The sequence below is a fragment of the Mammaliicoccus sp. C-M13 genome, from assembly GCF_022386845.1.
Taxonomy (GTDB): domain Bacteria; phylum Bacillota; class Bacilli; order Staphylococcales; family Staphylococcaceae; genus Mammaliicoccus; species Mammaliicoccus lentus.
Genome location: NZ_JAJNHQ010000004.1, coordinates 1 through 20,445 on the forward strand (window position 1 = coordinate 1; position 20,445 = coordinate 20,445).

21 protein-coding genes are annotated in these 20,445 nt (G+C 30.2%); 9 read left to right on the top strand and 12 right to left on the bottom strand.

Annotated features, from left to right (window positions below; genetic code table 11):
• Positions 1-242: 242 nt before the first annotated feature.
• Both yidC and LQ615_RS04180 read right to left on the bottom strand, forming a co-directional pair.
• On the bottom strand, positions 243-1,010 hold the full coding sequence (yidC, locus tag LQ615_RS04175) for a membrane protein insertase YidC (RefSeq protein ID WP_064205039.1): 768 nt from the start codon (positions 1,008-1,010) through the stop codon (positions 243-245).
• A gap of 35 nt (positions 1,011-1,045) precedes the next feature.
• Complete coding sequence (locus LQ615_RS04180) at positions 1,046-1,315, bottom strand: hypothetical protein (RefSeq protein ID WP_016999860.1); 270 nt, start codon at positions 1,313-1,315, stop codon at positions 1,046-1,048.
• A gap of 164 nt (positions 1,316-1,479) precedes the next feature.
• On the opposite strand from LQ615_RS04180, the gene LQ615_RS04185 reads away from it, so the two are divergent.
• The gene (locus tag LQ615_RS04185; RefSeq protein ID WP_016999859.1) at positions 1,480-2,403 is read left to right on the top strand and encodes an ABC transporter substrate-binding protein; all 924 of its coding nucleotides are present in this window, start codon (positions 1,480-1,482) and stop codon (positions 2,401-2,403) included.
• A gap of 124 nt (positions 2,404-2,527) precedes the next feature.
• Here the strand turns inward: LQ615_RS04185 and LQ615_RS04190 are convergent, their stop codons facing one another.
• The 6 genes from LQ615_RS04190 to LQ615_RS04215 all read right to left on the bottom strand — a co-directional run bounded on the left by LQ615_RS04190 (position 2,528) and on the right by LQ615_RS04215 (position 7,126).
• Complete coding sequence (locus tag LQ615_RS04190) at positions 2,528-3,493, bottom strand: FecCD family ABC transporter permease (protein ID WP_016999858.1); 966 nt, start codon at positions 3,491-3,493, stop codon at positions 2,528-2,530.
• A complete protein-coding gene (locus LQ615_RS04195) occupies positions 3,493-4,476 on the bottom strand; it encodes a FecCD family ABC transporter permease (protein ID WP_016999853.1) in 984 nt (327 codons plus the stop codon). Before LQ615_RS04195 ends, LQ615_RS04190 begins: the two co-directional genes overlap by 1 nt.
• Before the next feature lie 72 nt (positions 4,477-4,548).
• On the bottom strand, positions 4,549-5,505 hold the full coding sequence (locus LQ615_RS04200; protein ID WP_064205042.1) for an ABC transporter substrate-binding protein: 957 nt from the start codon (positions 5,503-5,505) through the stop codon (positions 4,549-4,551).
• Positions 5,506-5,726: 221 nt separating this feature from the next.
• On the bottom strand, positions 5,727-6,104 hold the full coding sequence (locus LQ615_RS04205) for a hypothetical protein (RefSeq protein WP_214269592.1): 378 nt from the start codon (positions 6,102-6,104) through the stop codon (positions 5,727-5,729).
• A 387-nt stretch (positions 6,105-6,491) separates the two neighbouring features.
• Entirely contained in the window at positions 6,492-6,788 is a 297-nt protein-coding gene (locus tag LQ615_RS04210; protein ID WP_064211795.1) for an NDxxF motif lipoprotein, read from the bottom strand.
• A 38-nt stretch (positions 6,789-6,826) separates the two neighbouring features.
• On the bottom strand, positions 6,827-7,126 hold the full coding sequence (locus LQ615_RS04215) for a hypothetical protein (protein WP_064211794.1): 300 nt from the start codon (positions 7,124-7,126) through the stop codon (positions 6,827-6,829).
• A gap of 262 nt (positions 7,127-7,388) precedes the next feature.
• Here LQ615_RS04215 and LQ615_RS04220 point away from each other — a divergent pair, with 262 nt between their 5' ends.
• Positions 7,389-8,750 carry a CitMHS family transporter gene (locus LQ615_RS04220; protein ID WP_239703757.1) on the top strand — a complete coding sequence of 454 codons (1,362 nt, stop codon included), beginning with the start codon at positions 7,389-7,391 and terminating at the stop codon, positions 8,748-8,750.
• 115 nt (positions 8,751-8,865) lie between these two features.
• On the opposite strand, the gene LQ615_RS04225 is transcribed toward LQ615_RS04220, so the two are convergent.
• From LQ615_RS04225 to LQ615_RS04235, 3 genes are all read right to left on the bottom strand, one after another.
• On the bottom strand, positions 8,866-9,801 hold the full coding sequence (locus tag LQ615_RS04225; RefSeq protein ID WP_016999842.1) for a mechanosensitive ion channel: 936 nt from the start codon (positions 9,799-9,801) through the stop codon (positions 8,866-8,868).
• Positions 9,802-10,010: 209 nt separating this feature from the next.
• Positions 10,011-10,496, bottom strand: a complete 486-nt coding sequence (locus tag LQ615_RS04230; protein WP_064205047.1) for a GNAT family N-acetyltransferase — start codon at positions 10,494-10,496, stop codon at positions 10,011-10,013.
• A gap of 18 nt (positions 10,497-10,514) precedes the next feature.
• A complete protein-coding gene (locus LQ615_RS04235; RefSeq protein ID WP_016999840.1) occupies positions 10,515-11,228 on the bottom strand; it encodes a GntR family transcriptional regulator in 714 nt (237 codons plus the stop codon).
• A 134-nt stretch (positions 11,229-11,362) separates the two neighbouring features.
• Here LQ615_RS04235 and LQ615_RS04240 point away from each other — a divergent pair, with 134 nt between their 5' ends.
• Genes LQ615_RS04240 through LQ615_RS04250 form a run of 3 tightly spaced genes read left to right on the top strand, consistent with a single transcriptional unit; the run spans position 11,363 to position 14,859 of the window.
• Positions 11,363-12,706: a family 4 glycosyl hydrolase gene (locus LQ615_RS04240; RefSeq protein ID WP_016999839.1), complete on the top strand. Its 1,344-nt coding sequence runs from the start codon at positions 11,363-11,365 to the stop codon at positions 12,704-12,706.
• Positions 12,703-13,434 carry a chitin disaccharide deacetylase gene (gene chbG, locus LQ615_RS04245; RefSeq protein ID WP_239703756.1) on the top strand — a complete coding sequence of 244 codons (732 nt, stop codon included), beginning with the start codon at positions 12,703-12,705 and terminating at the stop codon, positions 13,432-13,434. The genes LQ615_RS04240 and chbG overlap by 4 nt, the downstream gene beginning before the upstream one ends.
• A gap of 21 nt (positions 13,435-13,455) precedes the next feature.
• The gene (locus LQ615_RS04250; RefSeq protein WP_016999837.1) at positions 13,456-14,859 is read left to right on the top strand and encodes a PTS transporter subunit EIIC; all 1,404 of its coding nucleotides are present in this window, start codon (positions 13,456-13,458) and stop codon (positions 14,857-14,859) included.
• 53 nt (positions 14,860-14,912) lie between these two features.
• Here LQ615_RS04250 and LQ615_RS04255 read toward each other — a convergent pair whose 3' ends face one another.
• Positions 14,913-15,254, bottom strand: a complete 342-nt coding sequence (locus LQ615_RS04255; protein ID WP_070045197.1) for a DUF4889 domain-containing protein — start codon at positions 15,252-15,254, stop codon at positions 14,913-14,915.
• 192 nt (positions 15,255-15,446) lie between these two features.
• Between LQ615_RS04255 and LQ615_RS04260 the strand changes: the two genes are divergently transcribed.
• From LQ615_RS04260 to LQ615_RS04275, 4 genes are all read left to right on the top strand, one after another.
• Entirely contained in the window at positions 15,447-16,337 is an 891-nt protein-coding gene (locus LQ615_RS04260; RefSeq protein ID WP_016999835.1) for a fructose bisphosphate aldolase, read from the top strand.
• Positions 16,338-16,506: 169 nt separating this feature from the next.
• Positions 16,507-17,796, top strand: coding sequence for an MFS transporter (locus LQ615_RS04265; RefSeq protein WP_064205070.1), 1,290 nt, complete (start codon positions 16,507-16,509; stop codon positions 17,794-17,796).
• 5 nt (positions 17,797-17,801) lie between these two features.
• Positions 17,802-19,229: a glycoside hydrolase family 32 protein gene (locus LQ615_RS04270; RefSeq protein WP_016999833.1), complete on the top strand. Its 1,428-nt coding sequence runs from the start codon at positions 17,802-17,804 to the stop codon at positions 19,227-19,229.
• Positions 19,230-19,415: 186 nt separating this feature from the next.
• Complete coding sequence (locus LQ615_RS04275) at positions 19,416-20,393, top strand: LacI family DNA-binding transcriptional regulator (RefSeq protein WP_016999832.1); 978 nt, start codon at positions 19,416-19,418, stop codon at positions 20,391-20,393.
• The last annotated feature ends 52 nt before the right edge of the window (positions 20,394-20,445 follow it).

Here is a 20,445-nt window from a genome sequence, read left to right on the forward strand (position 1 = left end):
CTCCATATAATTTATACCTCTGGTATTTTTCACTTAATAATCTACGATTTGTATTCAATGACAACATTTTTATAACGTTTAAGAAGCTATAGCCTTGTTCATATAAATCAAAAGCTTCTAATAAAGTATTGATATCTATTTTAATATTTCTAGTCATAATAAAACTCCCTGCTAAATTTTCACTATTTAAGTGTTTACTTAACAGGGAGCATATCAGATTGGAAGGGTCTTTTTGTTTTATATTATGACGTACTTGTTTGTACTTCAATTTCTTCTTCGTGATAATTAAAGTATTTATTTGATATATATTGCTGAATAATTAAGACGATTGCACTAGCGCTCCAATATAATGGTAATGCTGCTGGCATATTCAAGCTCACAATAAATATCATAATTGGACTTATATACATAATATATTTCATTTGGTTATTAGATTCATCTGGTAAATAACGTGTTGATAAATATGCTTGTAATAAATATAATCCACCTGCAATCAGAGCCATGTATATATCTGGTGTGCCTAGATTAAACCAAGCAAAGTTATGACTTGCTAATGCGTCATTATTATATATTGCAAAGTATAATGCCATTAATATTGGCATTTGTATCAACATCGGTAAACAACCCATGTTTAAAGGATTTACATCATTATCTTTATATAAAGCCATCATTTCTTGACTGTATTGTGCTTTTTCATTTTCATCTTTAGCTGATTTCATTTTCTTATTAATTTCGTCTATTTGTGGTTTAAGTTGTTTCATTTTAAATTGCATTTTCTTCTGCCCTTTAAAAGAACGTAACATGAAAGGCATTACAATCAATCGTACACATAGCGTTACAATGATGATACCTATTCCGTAACTATTACCGAAAAATGATGCAAAGAATTTAATAAGATGAACAAATGGTTCAACAAATGTTGAATGGAACATGCCACCTTCTTGTGGTGCACACCCTCCTAGTATTAATGATATTGCTAAAAATGCGATTACTGTGTATAGTTTTTTCAAAAAATTTTCCTCCAATATATTAAATAAAATATGATTTAATATATTGGCAACGCGTCTTCTTCATCGACTGTTTTCGACAGGCATTTTATTCTCCATCTTAATATAGGTACCATCCATACAAAGATATACTGATCTTGTACTTCAGTAGATGGTTGTACATGCCATGTCTCGTTCAATTTGATACTTGCTTGCATTTCTAAGTATACAAATAGAAGCGTTAATAATATTGGAATGAAGTAATGTATACTAAACGTTAAATAATTAAATAATATATCTTCTCCTAGTAACCCTATGAGCCATTCCATTATTATCTCACTCCTTTCAAGTATCGATTCTTTTTTAATTCTACTTGTTTTTACCTAATTCTTCAAATGTTTCCTATTTTAATTTTCCAAAAATTTATTGTAATGGTTTTTCAATTTGGTATAATTGAGAAGAATTATCATTTACAAAAAATAGGAGGACGATGATGAAAAAATTATCCGTTTTTATGCTTGTTTTAGTTATGCTTTTAGCAGCTTGTGGGAATAGTAACACTGAAGAAAATAGTAAAGAATCAGAAGGCAGTAAATCTGATACTAAATCATTTACGAATGATTCTGGAGAAAAAGTTGAAGTTCCAAAAGACCCTAAACGTATCGTTGTATTACATCCAACATACGTGGGCGCATTAGTAAAATTTGGACATAAGCCAGTAGCTGTACCAGAATTTGTTAAGCAGAATAAAGTATTAAATGATGTTACAAAAGATGCTAAGAAGATTGATAACACAAACGTTGAACAAATTGCCAAAGCAAAACCGGATTTAATTATCGCAACATCTCAAGACAAAAATTTAAATAAACTTAAAAAAATAGCACCTACTGTTACTTTCGATAACATGAAATCTACATATGAAGACAATACAAAACTGCTAGCTGAATTAGTTGGAGAACAAGACAAAGCAGATAAATGGCTTAAAGAATGGAAAGCACAACTATCTAAAGATAAAAAAGAACTGGAACCATTAATAAAAGGAAAAACAGCGACTATTTTACAGCAAACACCTAAAGGGCTCATTGCATTTAACGATAAGATGGGCAGAGGTGGAGAAATTATATTTGATGGTTGGGGATTAAAGTTACCTGATGAATTAAAATCAGCAACTAAAAAGACAAGCACACTCACTATCACTCCAGAACAATTTGATCAATATTTAGGAGACTATGTTATTATAGCTGCCAATGGCGACCAAAAAGCGCAATTTGAAGAAACAAATGTATGGAAAAATACAGATGCTATGAAGAACAATCATGTGGTGAAATTTGATGTTACAGAAACACAATATAATGACCCAATCTCATTAGAGAAACAAAGAGAAATATTCTACAAAGCATTTAAAGAAATGAAATAACTTTATAAAAAGACCTTTCCATCATATTTAGATAATGGAAAGGTCTTTTTGTAACTTTCGATCTGTTTTTAGACTTCCTTCTGTCTGAAGTAAGACAACCCTCACACTCACCTTCTCTACATACTCATTTCTCTTTTTTAAGTAAGAATAAAAAGTATGGTGCGCCAATTATTGCAGTAATAACCCCTGCTGGGATTTCCACAGGTGGTGCAATACCTTTACCAATAGCATCGGCTAAAAGTAAAAATATAGCCCCTATAATAGATGATAATGGTAAAAGACTTATAGCTTTTCTTCCTATTAATAACCTTGCAATATGAGGAGATATTAAGCCGATAAAACCAATAGTACCTGTAACAGATACGACGGAACCAATACATATTGCTGACATGAATAAATAAGCACTTCTAATAATACTTACCTTTTCTCCTAAACTTATGGCCGCTTCATCACCTAAACTTAAAATATCCAACTTATTTGCGAATATAAATATCAATGGTAATATACATACACTCGGTATAAAATTCCACAAGTCATCAAAATCTCTACTCCATACACTACCCGACAGCCAAAGCAATATAGTATTGATATTATCTGGATAGCGTATCATAAAGTACTGAATACCAGCTTGGCATATAGCACTTAAAGCTACACCAATTAAAGCTATCGTATAAGTTGTGGCTTGAAAAATCCTCCCCAAGAACATAATGATTATAATCATTATAACCGCACCTAGAAATGAAGAAATACCAAGATAATAGAATGGCAACGCTGGTAATAGTAATGACTGCGCAACGGCAAATAATCCAGCTCCTTTAGTAACACCTATAATATCAGGGGAAGCTAATGGATTTCTAAGTAATATTTGTACAATAGCACCTGCTAATCCTAATAGTAAACCTGAAATTAAAGAAATGACCATTCTTGGTATTCTATATGTATATAATACAAATGCATAATCATCATTTGTTCCAGCAACCGTGTTTAATGTATCTTTAAATGAAATGAATTGTGATCCGACTTGTACATGTAGCAAGATACTTATAATCAGAATAATTATCACAATGATAAACTTCCATTTATACTTCATTATTTAAGACCACTCCTTCCATTTTTACAAAGATATAAGAAGAATGGTCCCCCGATTAGTGCTGTTACAATTCCAACTGGAGATTCATATGGATAAGCAATGATATGTGATAACGTATCTGCATATACGAGAATAACTGCGCCTGTTAATGCGGTGAAGTATAAGTTCTTCTCATACCCTCCACCTATTAATCTTCTTGAAATATGAGGTGCAATTAGACCTATAAATGCAATTGGTCCTGCTACAGCTACAGACGAACCAGCTAATATAATCACAATAAAACTAAAAATTAAATATTTTAGTTTCTTATGAAGTCCTAAGCTCGTTACAAATATATCCCCTAATGATAAAACGGTTAAGTCTTTAGCTAAAAATAAAGCAACAGATACACCTATTACAAACCAGGGTAATAAGATTTGTACACCATCCCAATCCTTACCATTTAATGAACCCGTTAACCAATACAAAACATCAGTAGAATTCTCATTAAGTATTATCAACACTTCAGTTATGGAAGATAATAATAAATGGATTGTCATACCTGCTAATGCTAATCGTACATGATTATTCTCGTGTCCATAAATAAACGTATATACTATCAACCCACCTACAATTGCACCTAAAAAAGCAATATAAGGATTAATTGTATCTGAATGGCCTGGTAAATATACAATTGAAGCAACAAGTAACAATGCTGCTCCTGCATTAATTCCAAATGTTTGAGGCGATGCCAAAGCATTTTTAGTTAAAGCTTGCATAATAGCACCACCTACAGCTAAACTTATTCCTACCATTATAGCAACGAATAATCTTGGCAAACGAATCGTATTAATAATCAGCGCATCTTTAGAGTGATCATCTGCTACAATGGCATTAAATATCGTCTTTAAACTCATAAACGTTGAACCTATACTCAAATTCAATACCATACCAATCACTAATATGATAATCATGACCATTGTTATAATAGACTTTCTCTGCATCATTTCACCAACTAAATATTGAAATGATGGAACAATGAATACATAAAACTACACACTCATTGTTCCATTCAATTATTTATTATTTTTCTCTACATCTTTCATGATGTATTCATTTGCTTTGAAACCTCTAAATCTAGTCCAATAATCTCTATCCACTTCTTGAATTTGACCCTTTTTATAAGCACTTAACTCTTTCCAAAGTTCTTTATTTTTCCATTCATCAGTAATCGGTTTATCTTTATCAGAAGTAATAATTAATTTATCCGGATTTACTTTAGATAGTGTTTCTAAGTTTACTTCTTCATACGCTTTATTAGATTCAATCGCATTTTTCATGCCCATTTTCTCTAATAGTTGGCCTACATAAGAATGAGAGGTATGTGCTTGGAATGCATCTTCACGCGCAACAGCAATCATAACTTTTTCATCTTTATTAGAAGCTTTTTCATTTTTTGATTTAGCTTCTTTTAATTTATCTTCTAAATCATTCAACATCTTTTTGACTTCATCTTCTTTGCCCATTGCAGTTGCTACTTTTTCAAATGAAGCATTTACATCGTCAAAGCTTGCTTCTCTACTCTTTAATATCATTGTTGGTGCAATTTTCTTAAGATCTTCATAAATGCCTTTATGTCTTTGAACATCTGCAATAATTAAATCTGGATTTAATGAACTAATCGTTTCTAAGTTAGGTTGTTTACGTGTGCCTACCGAAGTGTATTTAACTTCTTCTCCATATAACTTCTTAATAATTTCTTTTTTATTGTCATCAGCGATACCAACTGGTATCGAACCTAAATTCTTAACAGCATCAGCAAATGAATATTCTAATACAACTATATTTTTAGGTTTATCTTTAAGTTGAACCGTACCCAATTCATCTTTAATTTCTATTGATTTTTCTTGTTTAGGTTCCTCACCTTTCGCCTCTTTATCTTTATCTTTTGATTTATTACTATCACTACAAGCTGTTAAAAATAACGCACTAGCAACAAGTAACATAACTAATAACCTCTTATAATTATTCATATTTTTCCTCCTTATGTAATTGATAACCGTTATCAATTATAAAATATATGGAAATAAATGTCTATATGTTTTGATATAAAATTCTGAAAATACTATCGTTTCAATTAAATATCAATATTTTTATTCAACAACATTACAAGAAGTTTATTTTTTCTATATAAAAATAAATAAAAAATACGCCTGCGGATGTATTACAAGCGTATTTTTATAAAATTTATCTCTTATGAATTTGTTTCATTATTAGTGTTTTTAATTAAATATTTCTTTTCAATATAACTGTGAACGAATCCAATGATAGTGTAAATAATGATATAAAAAATACTCAAATTACTATTAGACTTCCAAAATAGAATAAAATATGATAATGCGATACACATTATTATGATAGCTAGTCCCATTTTAAATAACATAAATTTTTTAATATTTTTAGCTACCTTTTTAGCTCTTAACCATTCGAAGAATAAATACGAAATTGTAGCGATAAAAATAATAATATAAGTACCTTTATCTAAACCAAATATTTTTATTACGCCTAGACTTATAAATATTGTAACTACCCTCATTAAATCTATATTATTTAGCATTCTATTCATTAACATACTCAAAACCTTGTATTTTATATATTTTTTTATTGAACATTATAAATATAACTAGTGCTACAATCCCATATATGAGAACACCAATAAAACTTTCCCAATAATTACTATAGTATACAGTCACACCTAGTAATAAGAATATTATTGATTGAAATATTCTATATTTTACGGATACCAATGGTTTACGTTGATATCTGGCCATCCTAAAATCAGAGGCGATAAAAAACAATGAATATAAACAAGTCGATAACGTGATCACAATTGAATAAGCAAATTGTATATCCAACTTCGAACTTAATATAAAATAAACTAATAGAATGGCGAACCCTAATATATGTCTACAGTCATCTAAAAAAATTGCTAACTTCATTTTATTCATTGGTAATTCAATCACCTTTCAAATGCTTTTGTTTTAATATCAATGCTTTTAAGAAACTTTTCTATTTTCTGTTGTTGTTTACCACTAACTTTATTGCTATCTGGTATTATATCTTTCACTTCTTTAAATGGGATTTCACCGTCATTAGCCTTTTTTTCCAATTGTTGAATACTATTATCAAGTTTACTTAAAGTATCATTATAGGCTGTAAAGTACTCACTTATTCTATATGTATCTTTTTTGTATTCGCTTGGTAATTTATTATTTTTTAAATAATTAGAGAAGTTTTGATCATTCTCGTCTAACAATTTACGAGCTTCTTCTAATTGCTTAGTTTCTTCATTTGTTAAATTTTGTTCATCCCATACTTTTCTTCAATTTTTGAAGTCACATTATATACTGATTCATTTGTATTAAGATATTTTTGAATACTTTTCTTCACATCATCTTTAGTTAATGATTGATTGTTTCCATCTGATTGAAATACATCTTTAGGCAATTTTGCCTTTTCTTCTTGTTTTGATTTTACAACTTTCTCTGAATCATTTTTCTCTGATGAATCCGTCTCTTTGTTGCTATCTTTTGAGCATCCTATAAGCGTTAGAGTAATCATGATGCTAAATAGTGCTATTATGTATTTATTCATTTTTTATACCTCTACAATATATGTTTATACAATTAAAAACTTTATATATTTCTTTAATTACTTAAATTATAACATAATATGGAAAATATCAAACCATAATTAAAAATTTTATAATATCAAAAACTAAAAATTCTTAAAATTCAGTACATTTTTACTTTCTATAATGATATACTAATTAAAGCTTTCTATAAGAGTTCATTTTGCATAGAAAGTTTTTGTTTAACATTATTTGTAAGCGCTTAATTAAAGAGGGGAATCATTCATGGAAGAAGCAAATACAATGTTAACAATTGTGGGGCTTATTATTATAATATCCATTGTCACAATGTTAATTTTTAAAAAGGTCAGTCCAGTAGTCGGTATGACAATAATACCTATTATTGGCGCATTAGTTCTTGGACATGGTTTCGGAGATATACGAAAATATGTAGATTCTGGTTTTGATCAAATATTTAATGTAGCAGTAATGTTTATTTTCGCGATTATATACTTTGGAATTATTTCAGATAGCGGCTTATTTAGACCGTTAGTTAAAGGCATGATTAAATTAACACGTGGAAATATTATTATCGTAGCAATTGTCACAACCATTATTGGTACTTTTGCACAACTTGATGGTGCTGGTGCCACTACTTTCTTATTAGCGATTCCTGCTTTATTACCTTTATATAGAACACTTAAAATGAGTCCTTATTTATTAGTGTTACTACTTGCGCTAAGTGCCGCTATTATTAACATGGTGCCTTGGGGCGGACCTATGGCTCGTACTGCTTCAGTTCTAAAAGTAGATAATATTAATCAACTTTGGTACAACATCATACCTATACAATTAATAGGTATAGTCTTAGCAATTCTATTTGCTATTTATTTAGGCTTAAGAGAAAAGAAACGTATTGCAAGAGAATTTCCTGATGAAGAAACAATTAAAGTAGACATGAATGAAATTATTGAAAATTATCAAAAAGTTCAAGAAGAAAATGCTTCAATTAAAGGTGAAGCTAAAAAACATACTTATATTCTTTGGCTCAATCTTATACTTACAATTATTATAGTTGCAATGATGTTATTAGACATCGTTCCACCAGAATTAGCATTTATGATTGGTGTCGGTATTGCATTACCATTAAACTTCAGAGATGTTGACGAACAAATGGATCGCTTACGTGCACACGCACCTAATGCTTTAATGATGGCCGCGGTTATTTTAGCTGCTGGTGTATTTTTAGGTATTTTAAATGAAACAGGCATGTTAGAATCAATCGCGTTATCATTGATTGATATAATACCAACAGCAGTTGGACCTTATCTACATATTATAATTGGTATGCTAGGTGTTCCATTAGATTTATTAACTAGTACAGATGCATATTACTTTGCTGTGTTACCAATTGTAGAATCAACTGCAAGTCAATTTGGTGTACCTTCACTATCAACAGCCTATTCATTAATGATAGGAAACATAATCGGTACATTCGTTAGTCCATTTTCACCTGCTCTTTGGTTAGCAGTCGGGCTAGCTGAAATTAATATGGGTAAATATATTAAATACGCATTCTTCTGGATTTGGGGATTTTCAATCGTTATGCTATTTATCGCAATTTTACTAGGTATCGTAACAATTTAAATATAAAACTCGTATTTAATAAATAATAACCACCTTGGGATATAAGTCCCTAAATCAAAATATAAGAGGCTAGGCAATTATTTTAGCCCAGCCTCTTTATTTGGATTCTTCAATATTATTTATCAGAGTCTGCTTTGTCTTCAACTTTTCTTAAAGTTTTTTCTGCGAATGACTTACCACCGATACCGAATGAAATAGCAAATGCTACTGCAACAGCACCTAAGATAAGTAAGAATGCTACGTTAACAATACTTTGAGCAAAGTTTAATTGATCTAGTGTCATAAATACTGAAACAACAATTACTAAATACTTAACAATTTCTGCTACAAGACCATTGCCTGTAGATTTTTTGATAAGTTTAGATAATAAGTTACCACCAACAAAACCGATTACTAAGATAATAGCTGCTGAGATAACTAATGGTAAGTAACCAATAATTGCTTCACCAATTGTATTTAACACTTGTAAGTTTACAGTGTGTAAAGCTTCAACAACAAAGAATAAACCAATTATTGTTGTAAGAATCCAGCCTGTAGCTGAAGGAATATCTATACTTTCTTTGTTTTCACCAAAATTAACATAATGGTTATAACGACTAACATTTAAATTAGTTAATAAGTTTTTAACTAATGTACCTAATACTTTAGCAATAAATAAACCAACTATTAGTATTATTACTGCTACTATAACTCTAGGTAAGAAGTTTAAAATACTATCCATCATATTTTTAATAGGTGTTGATACTGATGTCATATTTAATGCATCAAACACTGATGGCAAGAATAATAGGAAAATAATGAAGTAAGCTAGTTTACCGAATGTTTGAATTAAACCTTCTGATTCAGATTTACCACTACCTGCTTCAGTTAATCCTTTTTTCTCTAACCATTTTTCAAATCCAATAGCTCTTAAGCCTTTTACAATAATCGTTTTAACAATTACTGCAATAATCCAAGCTACGATTAATAAAATAATCGCACTAATTAAATTTGGAATAAATCCAATAATGCTATCTAATGCATTCATAAATGAATCTGTAATTTTACTCATATATATATCCTCCTTTTTTAGTATGTTACCCTAGTATTATATTAATAATCATATTTTTATTAATAATTCTAAAAAAACTTTAAAAAAATTTAATCTCGTTGTTTATTCTTAAATTCCAAAAAATTAATATCCTAATATATTAAAGTGTATGTAATCGATATATAAAATAAAAAACCATATTGCGATATTCATTTATCGCAATATGGTTTTTATAAATCTTTTATCATACGGGTTTCACGTAAAACAACACCATGTTCACTTAATTCTACTTTTCCATCTTTTTTAAATCCACACTTCTCATAAAAATTCACTGCTTGTAAATTATCTTCAATTACCCACAGACTTAATTGATCATATTCCTGTTTCATTTTCTTCTCAGCTTCTATCATTAATTGAGTACCTACACCTTGGTTTTGATATGCTTCAAGTAAATAAATGACGAGTATTTCTCCACAATTTTCACTAGTATCATCATCTTTATCTTTTGCATACATTAAAAAACCTACTATTTTATTATCTATTTCAGCAACAATACAAGGTGCATTAAATTTATAATGATTTTCTATGTAAGACTCCAAAGTAATTTCATCTAAATAACTCTCAGGAATAATTCCTTTATACGTTGAAAGCCATGACTCATAATGCACTTTAGCTAATTCTTCAATATCAGATTCTTTCTTCTCTCGTAATAACATAATAATATCCCCTTTTTGTTATCTTGATAATTCTAATTTAAATTTATATTTTTTAGGATGATACAATACCTCAGAATATTCAAATATTTCATCATTACTTAATATAGAATGTGCTCTTAATTCTAATAAAGGAGTATTAGATTTTATATTAAAAATTTCCATTGTATCTTCACTTGGTAACCTAGGTATAAACTCTTCTACCCTTTTTTTTATAACATATCCCTTTTCTTTTAAATAACCATATTTTGATTTAGTCATCGCTTCAACAGAAAGATCAGGAAATAGTTCAAACGGTATATAAGCATTTTCTATAATTAAAACTTCACCGTTCAATTTTCTAATCCTTTTTATGTTATATACTTTTTCTTCTTTGTTGAGGTTAAGTATTTCTTGTATTTCTTCATTTGGTTTTATAAGTCTAAATTCTATCACTTTGTTTTTAATAGAATCATGATAAGGTTGCATTTCTTCAGTAAATCCTTGTAACTTAAATAAATTATGTTCAAATTTTGGGAAAGCTACATAAGTTCCGCTCCCTTTAATACTGTATAATATTTCTTTTTCTATTAGTCTTGAAATAGCTTTTCTAATAGTTACCCTACTTACCTGATATTTTTCTGATAAAGCCTTTTCAGTAGGTATAACATCTCCATGCTCTAGCCCTTGATTTTTAATATAATCTTGAATATTTTTCATGATTTTTTGATATAAAGGCATTTTCTTATTGCTCATAAAAACCCCTCACCTTCATAGTTTATTTTAACACTTCAAACTCAAAAAGCATACACATTTAAAATATGTATTATATTTGTATTGATTTTTACAATACATATTATATAATGTTACTTGAAAGGGGTTACAAAATAATGAAAAAGAGTAAATTAACAATAGTTGGTGGCGGAAGTACATATACGCTAGGTATATTAATGAGTTTAATTGAAGAATCGAATCATTTACCACTAAGTCATATTACGCTATACGATACAGATACTTCGCGACAAGAAAAGATAGGACGTGCTGCTTCTATATTATTGAAAGAACATTACCCTTCATTAGAAAATTTTAAATACACTTCTAATAAAAAAGAAGCCTTTAAAGATACTGATATTATATTCGTCCAAATTCGTACTGGCGGTCTAACTATGAGAGAAAAAGATGAACAAATACCTATTAAACACGGATTAGTAGGACAAGAAACATGCGGCGCTGGAGGCATGGCTTATGGGTTACGATCAATACCTGATATGATTCAACTTGTCGATGATATTCGTTCATTAAATTCAGATGCTTGGATTTTGAACTATACAAATCCTGCTGCAATTGTTGGCCTAGCATTAGATAAAATCTTCCCTGACGATAAACGATTATTAAATATATGTGATATGCCTATAGCAATTATGAAAAGCTATTCAGACATATTGGAAGAAGATATATGGAATTTAGAAGCTGATTATTTTGGTTTAAACCATTTTGGATGGTTTACGAGTATACGAAATAAGCAGGGTTATGATTATACATCTCAGCTCAAACAACTTATTCTGGATAATGATTTTAAACCTACAGATAAATTAATTGCCAATGACCCTTCCTGGCAAGCTACTTTTAAACAAGCTAAACAAATGATACAAGACTTTAATGAATATCTACCTAACACGTATTTACAATATTATCTTTATCCTAATGAATTATCTAAAAAGGAACCTATGGACAATACTCGAGCTAGACAAGTTATAAATGGACGAGAAAAAGAGGTTTTCACTGACTGCGACGTTATCATTAATCAAAATAGTACTCAGAATATTGATATTTCTGGTGATATACATGGTATATACATGATTCGTATTGCCGCTTCGCTTGTTCATCACTTAAAAGAACGGTTTATTATAATGACAAGGAATGAAGGGATTATTTCTAATCTACCATATGACGCCCTTGTAGAAGTTCCCGCTTTACTTGGTAACGAAGGTGTAGAGCCTTTTAAAATAGGTGAAATATCTACATTTTATAAAGGATTACTAGAAAATCAATACGCGTATGAAAAATTAATAATTGAGGCTTACTTTGATAATGATTATGAAAAGTTATTGCAAGCCCTTATTTTAAATAGAACTGTCATAGACACGAATAAAGCGAAAGAAGTCTTAAAAGATTTATTTGAAGCGAATAAAGATCATTGGCCCGTTTTAAATAAAAGGGAGGAAACATTATGAAGCTTATCATAAATGCAGATGATTTCGGTTATTCAAATGGGGTAAATTACGGAATTATCGATGCTTTTAAAAATGGCATACTTACTTCAACGACTTGCTTAACAAATATGCCAGGTTTTAACCATGCAATCCAACTTGCGAAAGAAAACCCGAATCTAGGCATTGGCATTCACCTAACTTTAACTTGTGGGAAACCATTAACACATAATTTATATACTTTAGTAGATAGTGATGGAAATTTTAGAGATTTATCTCATTACGAAAAAAAATTTTATATAGACACAAATGAACTATACAACGAATGGAAAGAACAAATCGAAAAATTTTTAGAGACTGGAATTACACCTACTCATATGGATACTCATCATCATGTAAATAATTTAGACATAATAGAACCAGTATTTTTAAAATTAGCATCTGAATATCAACTGCCTATTCGAAATAATTTAGGAGATAAAAAGAATTATCCTAATTATAAAATGGTTGATTACTTTGAGTATCACCCTGAAACAATTTTAAACCCTATCGAAATCATCAGAGAGAAATATCAATTATATAAAACTGTAGAAATAATGTGCCATCCAGCATATATAGATAAATTTTTAAGAGATCATTCATCTTTTGTCATGCCAAGAATTGAAGAATTAGATTTATTAACAAGCGAACATGCAAAATCTACTTTTAATAAAGCGAATGGGATAACATTAATCAATTATTCACAATTGTAATGTCAAAGGGGGACATTTGTTATGATGAGATTCTTACAAAAGCTTGGTAAATCAATGCTGATTCCAATAGTAGCTTTACCTGCAGCTGGTATACTTTTTAGAATTAGTTCAGAAGATTTACTGGACTGGAAACTATTTCAAGCATCCGGAGCAATATTTAATAATATTGATATCCTTATAGCAATAGGTATAGCGATGGGGTTATCAAAAACTAAAGATAGAGGAATCCCTGCACTAGCTGGTTTTATTGCAATATCTATACTAAAAGAAGGACTTAATTTACTTGATTCTGATTTGAACATGAGTGTATTTGGAGGACTCATTTCAGGGCTTCTTGCAGCTTGGGTCTACAATAAATTTAAAGATGTAGAACTACCAAAAGTCTTTTCATTTTTCTCTGGAGAGAATTTTCCCATAACTGTAATTATAGTACTTATGTTACCTGTAACAGGTATATGTTTTTTAATTTGGCCTTATGCTCAGTCTTCAATTGATTGGCTAGCTCAATCACTAGTAACTTTAGGAGGACTAGGAGTATTTATAAATGGATTTTTAAATAGATTTTTACTTCCATTTGGATTACACCATGTGTTAAATACTTATATTTATTTTGGTCTTGGAGACTTTAAAACATCAGGAGGAGAAGTTGTTCATGGAGAAGTTACAAGATTTTTAAACGGAGATCCTACAGCAGGTTATTTCCTAAGTGGATATTTTGTCTCAATAATGTTCGGTGTACCTGCCATTGCTCTTGCCATATCCAAAGCAGCAAAATACAATAAACAAAATACAAAAGCTTTAATGGGTTCTGGTAGTTTTACAGCTATAGTCGCAGGTATAACAGAACCTATTGAATTTACATTTCTATTTACCTCACCATTTTTATACTTTATACATTCTGTATATACTGGATTAGCAGGAATGACCTTATACTACTTGCACATTAGGGAAGGATTCTCTTGGGGTGGCAGCATCATTGACTATGTATTGAACCTAAGTTTATCAGATAAAGGCTGGATGATAATTCCAGTAGGCATAGGATTTTTCATACTTTATTTTATTACTTTTTACTTCTATATTATTAAGCGAAAAGTTTCAATAATCGGCCAAATTGAAGACAATAATTTTGATGAAGAAAAGTCCGAAGAAGAAAAAGATTTATCTTTATCGCATAACCAATATCAATATATGTCCAAGAAAATATTAGAAAATATAGGTACTAAAGAAAATGTGATAGAATATGAAAACTGTATCACTAGATTAAGATTAGAACTTAAAGATACCTCACTGATAAACAAAGAAAAAATAATGCAAACTGGCGCTCACGGTGTTGTAATCATTGATAAACATAATGCTCAAATAATTATCGGACCAGAAGTAACTAAACTTGTTAAGGAATTTAATAAAGAAATGGATAACACCTAATTAACATTATTTTATAAAAAAACGCCAAAATCATTTAGATTTTGGCGTTTTTATTACATGTCCATGTCCATATCCATTTCATGTATTTTCATCATAAGACCATGGGGAATATCGTCATGATCTACTATATCTTTTTTATAATAAGTTTTACCGTCATCATTAGAAATAAGTTTTACAAAGTCACCTTTTTTAGGTTTAAAGTCTTCTGTATTCTTAATTTTAACATTTTCTGTTACTTTATTATCTTTTTCACTTACTACTTTTTCAGCTGTAGTGCTATTTTCCATGTAACCATAATAAGTAGATTTTTGTGTTGAAGACATCAACAATACGGCTACAGCGATTGCTACGAGAGCTAAACCAGAAATAAGTGCAATTGCGTATTTTTTATTCATTGAGAAACCTCCCTATCCTCTATAATAAAGCGTCAGTCCAATTTATGAAATGACATAGCCTTAAACTTCTTAAATTCGACATAATTGTAGAAACTAATTTATACATAATATTTTTCATGAAACTTAAATACTTGCGATAACTTTTATTATTCATCATACTGTACATGTAGAAAATCATAAGGAGTGGAAAAAATGAGCCAAGAACAATTTGATAAAATTAAAAACGGTAAAGGTTTTATAGCAGCACTAGATCAAAGTGGTGGTAGTACTCCAAAAGCATTGAAAGACTACGGTATTGATGAAGATCAATATAATAGTGAAGATGAAATGTTTACACTTGTTCACGAAATGAGAACACGTATCATAACATCTCCAGCATTTAACGCTGATAAAATTTTAGGTGCTATATTATTCGAGCAAACGATGGATCGTGAAGTAGAAGGTAAATATACATCTAATTATTTAGCTGATAAAGGTATTGTACCATTCTTAAAAGTAGACAAAGGTCTAGCTGATGAAGAAAATGGTGTTCAGTTAATGAAACCAATAGAAGGTTTAGACGAACTATTAAAACGCGCTAAAGATCGCAATGTTTTCGGTACTAAAATGCGTTCAAATATTTTAGAAGCTAATAAAGAAGCTATTACTAAAGTAGTACAACAGCAATTTGAAATTGGAAAACAAATTATCGAAGCAGGTTTAGTACCAATTATTGAACCAGAAGTTAATATCAACGCTAAAGATAAAGAAGAAATTGAAGATATTTTAACTGAGGAAATTGCTAAAGAATTAGATAAATTAAACGATGATCAATTCGTGATGTTGAAATTAACAATTCCAACAAAACCAAATCAATATAAATCATTAATAGAACATCCAAACGTAATTCGTGTTGTTGCCTTATCTGGCGGTTATTCAAGAGATAAAGCAAACGAATTATTAAAAGAAAATGAAGGCTTAATCGCTAGTTTCTCACGCGCATTAGTTACAGACTTATTCGCAGGACAATCAAAAGAAGAATTCGATAAAGGCCTAGCAGACGCTGTAGAATCAATCTACTACGCTTCAGTTAATAAAAATTAATATATAAAACTCATATTTAATTTAGTATCAATCATTTTGAATTCCATAAAAATGATTGATACTATTTTTTTAATTTTATATGTTAACCGGTTGACATATTGTTTATTTAAATATACACTTCTTTATAGGAAAGCCCTTTCAAGGTTCAGGAGGTATTATTTAATTGCAAATGTTTCAAACTTTTAAGAACAAGTCTTACTTGCAGTCTTCATTTACTTTATTAATATTTTTCGCGTCATGGTCCATTTGGTGGTCATTCTTTCAAATTTGGCTTACCTCAGAAAAAAATGGTCTAGGTTTATCTGGTAGTGAAGTTGGTACGATATATTCAGCCAACTCATTCGTAACTTTAATTCTAATGTTCGCATATGGTATTCTTCAGGATAAATTAGTATTGAAGAGAAGTTTACTTATTTTCTGTGCTACGATGTCAACGTTAGTAGGTCCATTTTTCATATGGATTTATGCACCACTCATTCAAAATCACTTTACGATTGGAATAATAGTTGGTTCACTATTTCTATCTGCTGGCTTCCTTTCAGCCGCTGGTATTTACGAAGCTGTTTCTGAACGTTTTAGTCGTTATTTTGATTTTAAATATGGTCAAGCGAGAGCATGGGGTTCGTTTGGTTACGCTATATCAGCTTTAGTTGCAGGATTTTTATTTGTTAAAAACCCAGAGTACAATTTCTGGATAGGTTCAATTTTAGGTTTATTTTTATTATTAAATTTAATATTTTGGAAACCTAAACAAGAAGATAAAGCTAAAGATGAAATTCGCGATGAGGATGTTGATAGTTCTATTCCGAGTTTCAAAGAGATGCTCGATTTACTTAAGTTACCCCACTTATGGGTAATCGTTATTTTTATTATGTTCTCATGGTCGTTCTATACAATTTATGACCAACAAATGTTCCCGGATTTTTACACACAATTATTCAGTTCACCTGAAACCGGCCAACAAATGTATGGTACGTTAAATTCTATTCAAGTATTTTTCGAAGCTTTAATGATGGGTGTTGTGCCTATCATCATGTATAAATTAGGTGTTAGAAATACTTTATTGCTTGGTGTTTGTGTAATGGTTGCTAGAATCGGACTCAGTGGTGTATTAACTACGCCATTTACGATTTCAATTATTAAAATGATGCATGCTATTGAAGTACCATTATTTATGCTTCCAATGTTTAGATATATTACGCTACATTTTAATCCTAAGTTGTCAGCCACTTTATATATGATTGGGTTCCAAATAGCTGCCCAAATTGGACAAGTTATATTATCAACACCTTTAGGAACGCTAAGAGATAACATAGGATACAGCAACACATTTTTAGTGATTTCAGGAATTGCTTTAATATCAGGAATTTTTGCGATATTCGCATTTAAAAAGGATGACGAAGATGTTTATGGTGATCCATTTATTCGTCAAAATCAAATAAAAAGGAAAGAGGTATAATTGACATGACAAATGAACAAATACAATTAACAGATGATAGATATAGGTTAGGCTACCACGTGATGGCCAAATCTGGTTGGATTAATGATCCTAATGGATTTTGTTATTTTAATGGCTATTATCATATTTTTTATCAACATTATCCATATAGTGCAGAATGGGGTCCAATGCATTGGGGACACGCAAGAAGTAAGGATTTAGTACACTGGGAAGACTTACCGATAGCACTTGCTCCGGGTTCTCCAGAAGATAAAGATGGTTGCTTCTCAGGAAGTGCTATTGTTAAAGATGATACTTTATACTTATTCTATACGGGTCATCACTATTATGGCGATGGTGACCCAGATAACTTCTGGCAAAACCAAAACATGGCTTACAGTAAAGATGGTATAAACTTTACTAAATACGAAAATAATCCAGTAATTGCTTCTGAGCCAGAAGATAATACTCATCACTTTAGAGACCCTAAAGTTTGGAAAGAAAATGATAAATATTATATGGTACTAGGAAGCCAAGAAAAAGATGGTCTAGGTAGAATTATTCTTTATAAATCTGACGATTTATTAAATTGGGAATACATTGGTGCACCAAGTAAATCTAAAGGCTTAAAAACAGAAGGCTTTATGTGGGAGTGCCCTGATGTATTTAGATTAGATGGCAAAGATATTTTATTATGTTCACCTCAAGGTATAGACAAAGAAGAGAAAAAATATTTAAACTTATTCCAAAATGGTTATTTTGCTGGTCAATTCAATGACGACAACACAGAGTTTAATAGAGGTAATTTCCAAGAATTAGATTTTGGACATGATTTCTATGCAGCTCAAACAACTCAAGCGCCTGATGGTCGTAGAATCCTCATTGCTTGGATGGCGATGTGGGAAAGCGACATGCCTGAAAAAGAAGATGGCTGGGCTGGAGCATTAACTTTACCAAGACAACTACACATTAAAAACGAAAAAATATATATGAAACCTGTTGAAGAATTGAAATCACTAAGAAATGAAAAACTAAATTCAGACAGCACAGAATTAAAAGATGACCTTTTATTAATAGACGATTCTTCTCATGTAGAAATTAATTTAGAACACAAATTCACATCAGAACAAAATGCTGAAACATCATTTTATTTAACTGATAAAAATGGCAATAGCATTTTAAACTTGAAATATAATTCTAACACTAATGAATTTGAGTTATATCGCAAAGATACAGATGATACAAGATATGCCAACATTCTTAGCGATGACAAAGTTAACTTGCGCATATTTATCGATACAAGTTCTATAGAGATATTCATTAATGACGGAGAAGCTGTGTTCACAGAAAGATATTATTTAGAAGAAAATCCACAAGTTTGGATAAATGCTTCAGAATCAGTTTCAACGAACTACGAAATTTATGAACTAAATAATCAAGCAATCAAATTCTAATATACGTATTTACAAAACCATCAAAGTTTTCACTTTTAGTGCCTACTTTGATGGTTTTTTCGTTTATATAACACACCATGTTTATAATCCAGTATGATTTTCATTTAGTATTTAACGATACAAATACTAAATGTTTGATATAATGATGAATAATGAATTTCAATACTATGGCGAAAGGATTAAAATATGAAACCTAAATTAGATGATGTTGCTAAATTAGCCAATGTATCAAAAACTACAGTATCTAGAGTATTAAATAAACGTGGCTATTTAAGTCAAGAAACAATCGATAAAGTATACGATGCTATGGAAAAATTAAACTATCAACCTAACACTGTCGCACGTCAGCTTTATAATAAAAAGACTAATATTATAGGCCTATTATTCCCTGCAGTAAGTAATCCTTTCTTTGGAGAACTTGTAGAAGAATTAGAGAAAAAGCTATATTCCCAAGGTTATAAAGTTATAATTGGGAACTCAATGAATGATCCTGAAAAAGAGAAAAACTATTTAAATCAACTTTTATCAAATCAAGTCGACGGTTTAATCGTTGGTACACATAACCAAAATATTCAACAGTATCAAAATGAAAACCTTCCTATAGTAGCAATCGATAGAATTATGAACCAAGACATACCAGTAATCGAATCTGATAATTACTCAGGCGGTAAACAAGCTACAGAAAGATTAATTCAAAAAGGTGCTAAAAAAATCATACATACAACAGGTCCAGATACTTTAGATACACCTGCAAACAGAAGACGAGAAGCATATGAAGAAACAATGACATATCATGGACTTCAACCTATTCACTATTCTGTAGATTTTAATATCTCTTACACAGAGAAAACTGGAATCTTCAACCAAATATTTATAGATCACCCAGATGTAGATGGTGTATTCGCTTCAAACGATGTAGACGCGTTACTTATCATGCAAATTGCTAAAAAGTTCAATAAAAACATTCCTGAAGATTTATTTATTGTCGGATATGATGGTTCTAAAATTATGCGTAATATGTTTCCAAACCTAACAACAATAGTCCAACCTATTGAAGAAATAGCCAACAAAGCACTTGAAGTCTTAAATCTAAGGCTTGAAAAACAAGAAACACTATCTGAATATATACTTCCTGTTTCAATTTGGAATGGAAGTACATGTTAATAGTAAGTATGAAGGAGTCTGAGACATTTTTTATGTCTTAGGCTCTTTTTTG